The 7694-nt window shown below is 71.1% G+C and carries 6 protein-coding genes; all 6 read right to left on the bottom strand.

The window, feature by feature from the left end:
- The coding region (locus tag R6V09_RS40880) for a putative baseplate assembly protein (RefSeq protein ID WP_317886554.1) at window positions 1-679 on the bottom strand (679 nt) is incomplete at its 3' end.
- Window positions 680-682: 3 nt separating this feature from the next.
- A complete protein-coding gene (locus tag R6V09_RS40875; RefSeq protein ID WP_317886553.1) occupies window positions 683-1129 on the bottom strand; it encodes a GPW/gp25 family protein in 447 nt (148 codons plus the stop codon).
- Window positions 1130-1166: 37 nt separating this feature from the next.
- Window positions 1167-3074, bottom strand: coding sequence for a VgrG-related protein (locus tag R6V09_RS40870; protein WP_317886552.1), 1908 nt, complete (start codon window positions 3072-3074; stop codon window positions 1167-1169).
- Entirely contained in the window at window positions 3074-3793 is a 720-nt protein-coding gene (locus R6V09_RS40865; protein ID WP_317886551.1) for a CIS tube protein, read from the bottom strand. Before R6V09_RS40865 ends, R6V09_RS40870 begins: the two co-directional genes overlap by 1 nt.
- Before the next feature lie 20 nt (window positions 3794-3813).
- On the bottom strand, window positions 3814-4236 hold the full coding sequence (locus R6V09_RS40860) for a phage tail protein (RefSeq protein ID WP_019071368.1): 423 nt from the start codon (window positions 4234-4236) through the stop codon (window positions 3814-3816).
- Between the two features lie 99 nt (window positions 4237-4335).
- Entirely contained in the window at window positions 4336-5400 is a 1065-nt protein-coding gene (locus R6V09_RS40855; protein ID WP_317886550.1) for a hypothetical protein, read from the bottom strand.
- Window positions 5401-7694 lie beyond the last annotated feature (2294 nt).

Here is a 7694-nt window from a genome sequence, read left to right as displayed (position 1 = left end):
GGCCGCCGGTGCCGTCGCGGTCCACCTCGCACGGCTGCCAGCCGTCGGCGGTCCACGCCTCCCAGACCAGGGGCGGTTGGCGCGGGTCGACGCCGACTCCGTCGACGCGGCTGTCGAGTTCGAGGGCGAGGGCGCAGTGCGGGACGGCGGCGGTCAGGCCGAACAGCATCGAGTCGCCGGGGTCGGGCGACTCGGCGAAGCACATCACATGGTTGCCCTCGGCCAGGTCGTGGGTCCGGTCGACCACCTGCTTGCCCCGGTGCTGCACCACGAGATGCCGCAACGCGCAGGGGACGACGGCGAGTTCACGCTCGGTGGCGAAGACGACCGCCTCCTCGCCCTCGGTGCGCATCGTCGCCACCTCGGTGCCGAGCGGCACCTGCACCGGTTCCTCCTGGGGCGCCGACAGCCAGAACGTGACGTCGGTGCGGGCCGCGGACGGCGGGAAGAGCGTGATGCCGACCAGGTCGAGAAAGGCCAAGTGGTTCTTGTCCGGCACCCGGTTGAGGCGGTAGACGATCTGGTCGGCCATGTGCGCGACCGTCTCGACGAGGGTGACGCCGGGGTCGGAGACGTTGTGGTCGGTCCACTCCGGGGCGCGCTGCTGGATGTAGCGCTTGGCGTCGTCGACGAACTGCTGGAAGCGCCGGTCGTCGAGGTTCGGGGAGGGCAGAGCCATCGGTCAGTAGTCGCTTTCAGCAGCCGTGCCGGGCGTACCGGGGATGTCGTCCGGCTCGTCGTGGGACGGGATGACGTAGAAGGGGAAGACGAGGCTGCGAGGGTTGTTGGTGCCGCGGATCGAGTAGCGGACGTCGATGTACAGCACGCTCTGCTCGGTGCCAGCTGTGACCTCGACGTCCTCGACCTCGATACGCGGCTCCCAGCGGTCGAGGCTGACGTGCACCTCGTGCTGGATACGGCCCGCGGTCTGCTCGTTGACCGGCGCGAACACCAGGTCGTGGATCGCGCAGCCGAAGTCGGGCCGCATCGGGCGCTCGCCCGGTGCCGTGGACAGCACGAGCCGGATCGCCTCCTCCACCTCACGCTCCCCGCTGACCAGCGCGATACCGCCGGTCGGCCCGATGCGCAGTGGGAACGACCAGCCCGAGCCCACGAATTGTTCGGCCATCAGCCAACACCCGCCTGTTCCTTGCCTGTTCGGGCGCTCATGCCGGAATCACCATCGGGACAAGGCCGTTGAGGGTGACCACGCCCATGATCGGCACGGTGACGGCCCGAATGCCCACGTTCGCAATGGAGTTGATCTGCACACTCGCGCCCGCGGTGAGCATCGCGTTACCGATCGCCTTCATGTTGAGGGCGCCCATCGCGTCCAACGTGATCGCTCCGGCGGTCGACTTGACGTTGACCAGCCCCCGCCCCTCGATGTTCAGCGGCCCGCCGCTCTTGATGGTCAGACTGCGCCGGGCACTGAGGGTGAGATCGTGACCGGCTTCGACCGACACCGAGCGGCTGCCCTTGATGGTGACGTCGCCCTTGCTGTCCACGACGATCTCGGTGTTCGTGCGGTCCAGGGTGATGGTCAACTGCTTGTCCCCGGAGGTCAGTCGGACACCCTGCTTACGACCGCCGGTCTTCTGGCTGAGCAGGTCCAGCCGGTTGCCGTCCCGGTCGGAGAGGGTGTGCCGGCTCGCCTTCTTCCGTACGGCGTCGTGCAGGGGCACATCACCGACGACGGTCGGCTTGTCCTTGCCGTTGTAGAGCCCGCCGATCACGAACGGATGGTCAAGTGCCCCCCGGTCGAAGGCGACCAGCACCTCGTCGTTGACGTCCATCGGGAACACCCCGCCGCCACCGAGCCCGCCCAGCTGCACGGTTCGGGTCCAGTCGCTGACGTACGTGTCGTCGAGCCACGGGAACTGCAGCCGCACCCGCCCCTGCTTGAGCGGGTCATTGACGTCCGTGACAAGGGCGTTGGCCACTCCGGGCAGCCGGGGCGCGGTCTCCGAACCGCCCGAGGCGAGCCCGTACAGCGAGCGCCACTGCCGTCCGCTGACCGTCACCCAGGTCTCGTAGTGCTTGCCGTCGCCGAAGACGTGCCGTACGGAGGTGACCGTGTACTTGCCCTCGAAGGGTGTCCCCACGTCCGCGAGCGCGACCGGAACTCCCGGGCGCAGCTTGGGATTTCCGCGCGCGACGACCTCCAGCTCGGCGAAGGAGGACGTCACGTCGTCGGCGAGGGCGTCGGCGGCGAACTTGACCTCGGTCTGCTTGTCGTAGGGCGTGCCCGTCTCGACCAGCTTGGCCGTCTTGAACTTTCCGGCCGCCGCACCCGGGGTGGTGCCGATGCCGATGGCCGGATTCGAGGCTCCGGGCGAGGTGGCGGTGAGCTTCTTCTTGGTGGTGACGTCCCAGCCGCGCGACTCGACGGTGGCGACCTGGTCGGCGGCGGTCACGGCGGCGCGCAGCCGCAGGATGTCGTGCCCGGCCTGGAGCACGAACGGGCTCTTGTCGCCGTCGGTGTCGGGGGACGGCGCACCGGACGACGGCTTCGGCGCCACGAACTGGAACTTGCCGTCCGCGTCGACCGACATCACCATCTCGTTCTCGTCCGCGAGCCGCGCGAGAAAGTCCCAATCGGTCACGTTGGACTGGGAGATGAACTCGTACACCGTGCGGGTCGAGGTGATCCGCCCGATCGGCACCCCGTCCTGGGCGGCCAGCTTGCGGGCGATGTCGGACGCGCTCTGGTTGCGGTAGGCGGCCACCCGGCGCTGCCGCAGCAGCCGGTGCCCGAAGTCGTAACCGCGCACGACGGTGAAGGTGCCGGTGCCGTCGTAGTCCGCCTCAAGTCCGGTGACCTCACCGGTCAGCAGCGGATCGGAGGCACCCTGTCCGTCGGCCACCGGTGCGATGACCACCTTCGTCCCGAAGGTGACACCGAGCTTGCCGAGGATCAGGCGGTACGGGTCCCGGAAGGTGAGCCGGAACGCGGCCGGGACGCCGACACCCTGGTCGACGTAGCTGTCGACGAGGCAACGGGCGTACTCGGAAGGGAGTTTGGCGCCGCCGATCTTCACCTCGACGACGTTGGAGAAAGCGGACTTCACCATCAGGAACGCACCTCCTCGGCGGCGGGCAGCACGAGTTCGACACCGTTCGCGAGCCGCGTCGGGTCGTCGATCCCGTTGGCCTCGGCGATCGCCCGCCACGCGGCGGAGTCGCCGTACTCCCGCCAGGCCAGCGACTGCAACGAGTCGCCCGCCACGACCCGGTGCACGCGCCGTGCGGTGAGCGCGCCCGAAGTCGGGTTCTGGCCCTTGGTGTTGCTCGGGATCTCGTGCAGTTGGAGCCGGCAGGTGGCGCGGATGGGCACGCCGGTGGTCCCGAAGAGGGAGTAGGCGGCCTCGACGGAGGAGACGTAGGCGGTGAACCGGGCGGTGGAGAAGGACCCCCACTGGAACACCACCCACGGCGGTGAAGGCTGCTTGGCGGCAATGGACTTGGTGGTCACGTCGCAACAGGCGAGCAGCGACTCGACCTTCTTCAGCACCGAGTTGCTGGACGGCTCGTCGGAGGAGTCCAGGAAGATCTCCACGCCCATCTCACGTGGTTCCGAACCCATGAACTCCGGTAGCGAACCGTCCCGTTCGATCTGTGCCGGGGTCGACTTCCACTGGGCGCGGCGGGTCAGCGACAGCTGCGCCGGGTTGAAGTCGAAGGCGAAGGTCTTGATGAGCCCGCCCGGGGTGGTACTGCCCCCGACGGGCGGTTCGTGGATCGCGAGGCTGGCACGGACGAGGCTCTTGCCCGCGCCTTTGCTGGTGGCCATGGTCTGCTTCCCTCCCCCGCTCAGTCCGTGAACCCGTGGTGGGCGATCTCCAGCACCTCGGTGGCGACCGCCGGTCCGGCCGGGTCGAGGGAGGGCCCCTGCCAGCTCACCGGCAGCACGTCGATCAGCCCCCAGTGCGCGACCTCCGACCCGTCCGCGCGCAGCGCCGCGATCTGCCCGGTGGGGCGCCTGATCCCGGTCTGCACGGAGGAGATCCACTTGGCGACCTTCGAGGTGTCCGGGGTGAGCGGGCGGGTCAGCCGGATGGTGGAGAAGGTGACGCGGGTGGGCAGTTGCCACACGAAGCCGTTGTTGCCGCCTTCCTGCCGGTGCTCGATCTCCACCTGCGACGACAGCCCTTCGCACCCGTTGAAGTAGCCGAGGCTCTCGCCGTCGATGCTGAGGGTGAACCAGATGGTGGAGCCCGGGTCGAGGCGGGACATCGGGGGTGGGCCTTTCTGTCGTTGCGGTGCGTTGCGGTGCGTTGCGGTGCGTTGCGGTGCCGGGCGGTGGGGCTGCGGTGCGGTGCCGTGCCGTGCCGGTCAGTGGCGGGGGTCTCGGAGCTTGCCGATCCGTTCGCGGTCCAGGCGCAGTTCCGTGCGGATCAGGCGGGTGATGCGGCCGATGATCCGGTGCACGAGTTCGTCGAGCTGGAAGTCGGTGAGGTCCCGGGGGTCGAACTGACCGGCGGGGACGGCTTCGTAGGCGGGTGGAGGGGAGGCGGCGACGGTGGTTGATGAGGAGTAGGGGGGTGGCGGTGGGTCCGAGGGTGGAGACGACTGTGAGGGGGGTGGGGTGTAGGCCGGTGGGGGGCTCGCAGGGGGAACGGCAGGGGCGATGGAGGGGCCGAGGGTGGCGGCGATGCCGGCGCTGATACCGGTGCGAGCGCCGAGTGCCTTCCTGGCTGGGCGGACCCGGTCGAGGGTCGAGGAGACCGCGGAGGAGAAGCTGCGTTGGACCGGGAGGGCGTGGGTCGGGGCGGCGGGGATGGAGGTGGACGTGAAGGGGGCGGCGGTGCGGCGGCCGGGGGTTGCAGGGCCGTGGGCAAGTGGGGCGGGTGAGGTGGGGAGGGGGACGGAGACCGGGAGGGGGATGTGGGGTGCGGGTGCGGGGGTGGCGAGGCGTAGGGGTACTACGGGTATGACGGGGATGCTTGGCGCTGTGGGGATGCCGGAGAATCCGGGGGTCCTGGGTAGTACGGGGGTGACCGGGGCTCCGTGGGTGCTGGGGGCTGCGGGAGTTCCGGGTACTACGGGAGTTCTGGGTACTACGGGTGGTGCGGTGTGCCCGATGGGTGTGGCGGGCCTGTCGGGGGTGGTGCGGCGGTGACGTTGTACGGGGGTGAAGGACGACGGGGGTGCGAGGCGCTGCGCCGAGGGCGGGGTACGGAGCGAACCGGTGGGGGGTGCAGGTGTGGTGGGTGCGGGTGTCGCGGGTGCCTGCGGGGCGGGGCGGGGTGTGGTGAGCGGGGGTGCGGTGAGAGAGGGCGCGGTGAGCGGGGGTTGGGTGGGGGAGGTCCCGAGGGGAAGCGTGAGGTCGGGTGCGGTCGGGCCGGGCTGAGTCGGCTTCGTGGCACGGAGCTGAGTCGTGGCTGAGCGCGGGGTCATGGCCGAGGGCGCGGGCTGGGCTGAGGACGCCGTCGCGGCTGGGGGTGGAGTGAGAGCTGGGGGTGGAGTCAAGGCCGAGGCCCGGGGTCCGGCCGGGGACGGGCTCATGGCCGAGGGTGGAGTCGTTGCAGAGGACGGAGTCGCAACCGGGGACGGAGTCACAACCGGGGACCGGGGCCCGGCCGGGGACGGCGGAGTCAGGGCCGAGGACGAGGCCGGGGACGGCGTCACGATCGACGTCGGATGCGGAGCCGGGGGCGGGCTCATCGCCGGGGCTGCGGTCGACCCGTCCGCGGTGGTGGAACGCGCAGCGGGTGAGGGAATGTGCGGGGGCGGCACAGACGTGCTCGAAGCGACGCTTCGCTGGACCGTCAGCCCCTGACCCGATGCCGGCGGGGGTGTCGAGTCGGCCGGGGCTCCGGTCAGTCGCTCTGCGGGGGTCGGGCGCACGGCAGGCGGGTGCGTGGCGCCTGGCCCCGTGGTGACCGACGGAACCTGAGGAACAGGCCCAACAGGCAGGCCGGGCACCGCACTTCGCCGAACCATCGGCTCCGAACCCGCCGTCGGCAAGGCAGTCGAACCAGCCGGGACACCAGCCCGCCCGTCCACGATGCTCGGGCGCACGACAGACGCAGGCATGGCGCCTGGAACCGTGGTCACCGACGGAACCTGAGGAACAGGCCCAACAGGCAGGCCGGGCACCGCACTTCGCCGAACCATCGGCTCCGAACCCGCCGTCGGCAAGGCAGTCGAACCAGCCGGGACACCAGCCCGCCCGTCCGCGACGGTCGGGCGCACGACAGACGAGGGCATAGCACCTGGCCCCGTGGTCACCGAAGGAACCTGAGGAACAGGCCCAACAGGCAGGCCGGGCACCGCACTTCGCCGAACCGTCCGCTCCGAACCCGCCGTCGGCGACGCAGTCGAGCGGGCCGGGACTGCGGTCGGCCGGTGTGTGGCGCTGGGGCGGGTGGTTGCCGAGGAGGCCTGTGCTGCCGGCGTGCTCGGGGTGACGCCGTGTCGGGGCGTCGGCTCCGAACCCGGTGTCGTCGGGGCTGCGGTGGGCCGCTGCGCGGTGGCTGGGTGCGTGCCGGGTGGGTGTGCGGTGGTCGGGAACGTGGTGGTGGCCGAAGGGGCGGTCGCCGAGGGTGCCTGAGGAGGCGGTGCAGGCGTGCTCGGGGCCACGCTGCGTTGGATCGCCGGACCCTGCACCTGCCCCTGTCCCGGCCCCTTCTCCCATGTCGGTCTCGAACCTGAGCTCCCCGTGGCCGTCGGCGGGATCGGCGAGCCGGTGAGGGGCTTGGCGTCTGCGGGCGTCGTGGCGACGGGAGCGCCGAGAGGTGAGCGGCGCAGGGCGGGGGTAATCGCCGCCGGAGCCGGGGAGTTGGAGGCCCGCGAGGGCGGAGGCGGGGCGGATGTTGCCGAACCTGACGCCGGAACGGGAACCGGAGCCGTGACCGAATCGCCTTGCGGAGAAAGGGCGTTGGTTGTCCCGGCCGGTGCGGCCTGAGCGGCCGGACGCGGCATTGGCTGCCGTGTCTCGTTCGGGTGTGTGGTGAGCGGGGCACCGAGGGGTACGCGGGGCGCGGAACTGCGTTGGATCTGGGGCGCGGGAGGGGTCGTAGGACCATGGGTTGGAATGTTGCCCGATTCCACAGGGGCCGCCGTTGCCGCCGGGGTGTGGGAGCGAGGTTCGGCGGTGCCGCCGTCATGCAGGGCGGAAGCGCTCACCGCGCGTTGTCCGGGCGTCGAGGCGCGAAAGGTGTCCGGTGGCATCGGTGGCGTCGGGGCGGCAACCGTCGTATCCGGCGTGGTGATCGCCCGTTGCACGCTGTTCGTTCCGTGCCCACTTCCGGAAACGGGAGCCGCGCCGCGCCCCGTGCCGGGGTCGCCGGGCTCGTCACCACCCCCTGCCGGACGCAGCTGCGGAGTCTCGGACCGAGCCGAAGGCACTTGCGGCGCAGCCGAGTTGGCCGTCAGCGGGCGTTGCACAGCAGGCTTCGCCGCACCGGGGCCTACGGCTGCCGTCCCACTCCGGTCACCCGAACCGCCCCCGGCGGCAGCCGAGTTCCGTCGGGCGACGAGCCGCCGCTGTACCGCAGCCGCTCCTCCCCCGGCCCGCGTCAACGACCCCGGCCGAGGAGGCTCCGAGGACACCGGGGTCACCCGTACACCCGAAGCCGGCCGCACCGCGCCGACCACGGGTTCCGACCCACCCCGCGCGAGCGGCACCGCCCGCTGCACGACCGGCCCGGACAACCCCCGCCCCGCAAGGGCGCGCGTACTCGTACCGA

Origin of the sequence: Streptomyces sp. W16, assembly GCF_033194735.1 — a bacterium.
In the GTDB taxonomy this organism is placed as follows: domain Bacteria; phylum Actinomycetota; class Actinomycetes; order Streptomycetales; family Streptomycetaceae; genus Streptomyces.
This window is presented reverse-complemented; position numbering and strand designations above follow the sequence as displayed.

Bases quoted from the DNA above. Each gene is read 5' to 3' on its own strand.
- R6V09_RS40855 (WP_317886550.1), bottom strand. From the start codon at position 5,400: ATGACCCCGCGCTCAGCCACGACTCAGCTCCGTGCCACGAAGCCGACT.
- R6V09_RS40865 (WP_317886551.1), bottom strand. From the start codon at position 3,793: ATGGCCACCAGCAAAGGCGCGGGCAAGAGCCTCGTCCGTGCCAGCCTC.
- R6V09_RS40870 (WP_317886552.1), bottom strand. From the start codon at position 3,074: ATGGTGAAGTCCGCTTTCTCCAACGTCGTCGAGGTGAAGATCGGCGGC.
- R6V09_RS40860 (WP_019071368.1), bottom strand. From the start codon at position 4,236: ATGTCCCGCCTCGACCCGGGCTCCACCATCTGGTTCACCCTCAGCATC.
- R6V09_RS40875 (WP_317886553.1), bottom strand. From the start codon at position 1,129: ATGGCCGAACAATTCGTGGGCTCGGGCTGGTCGTTCCCACTGCGCATC.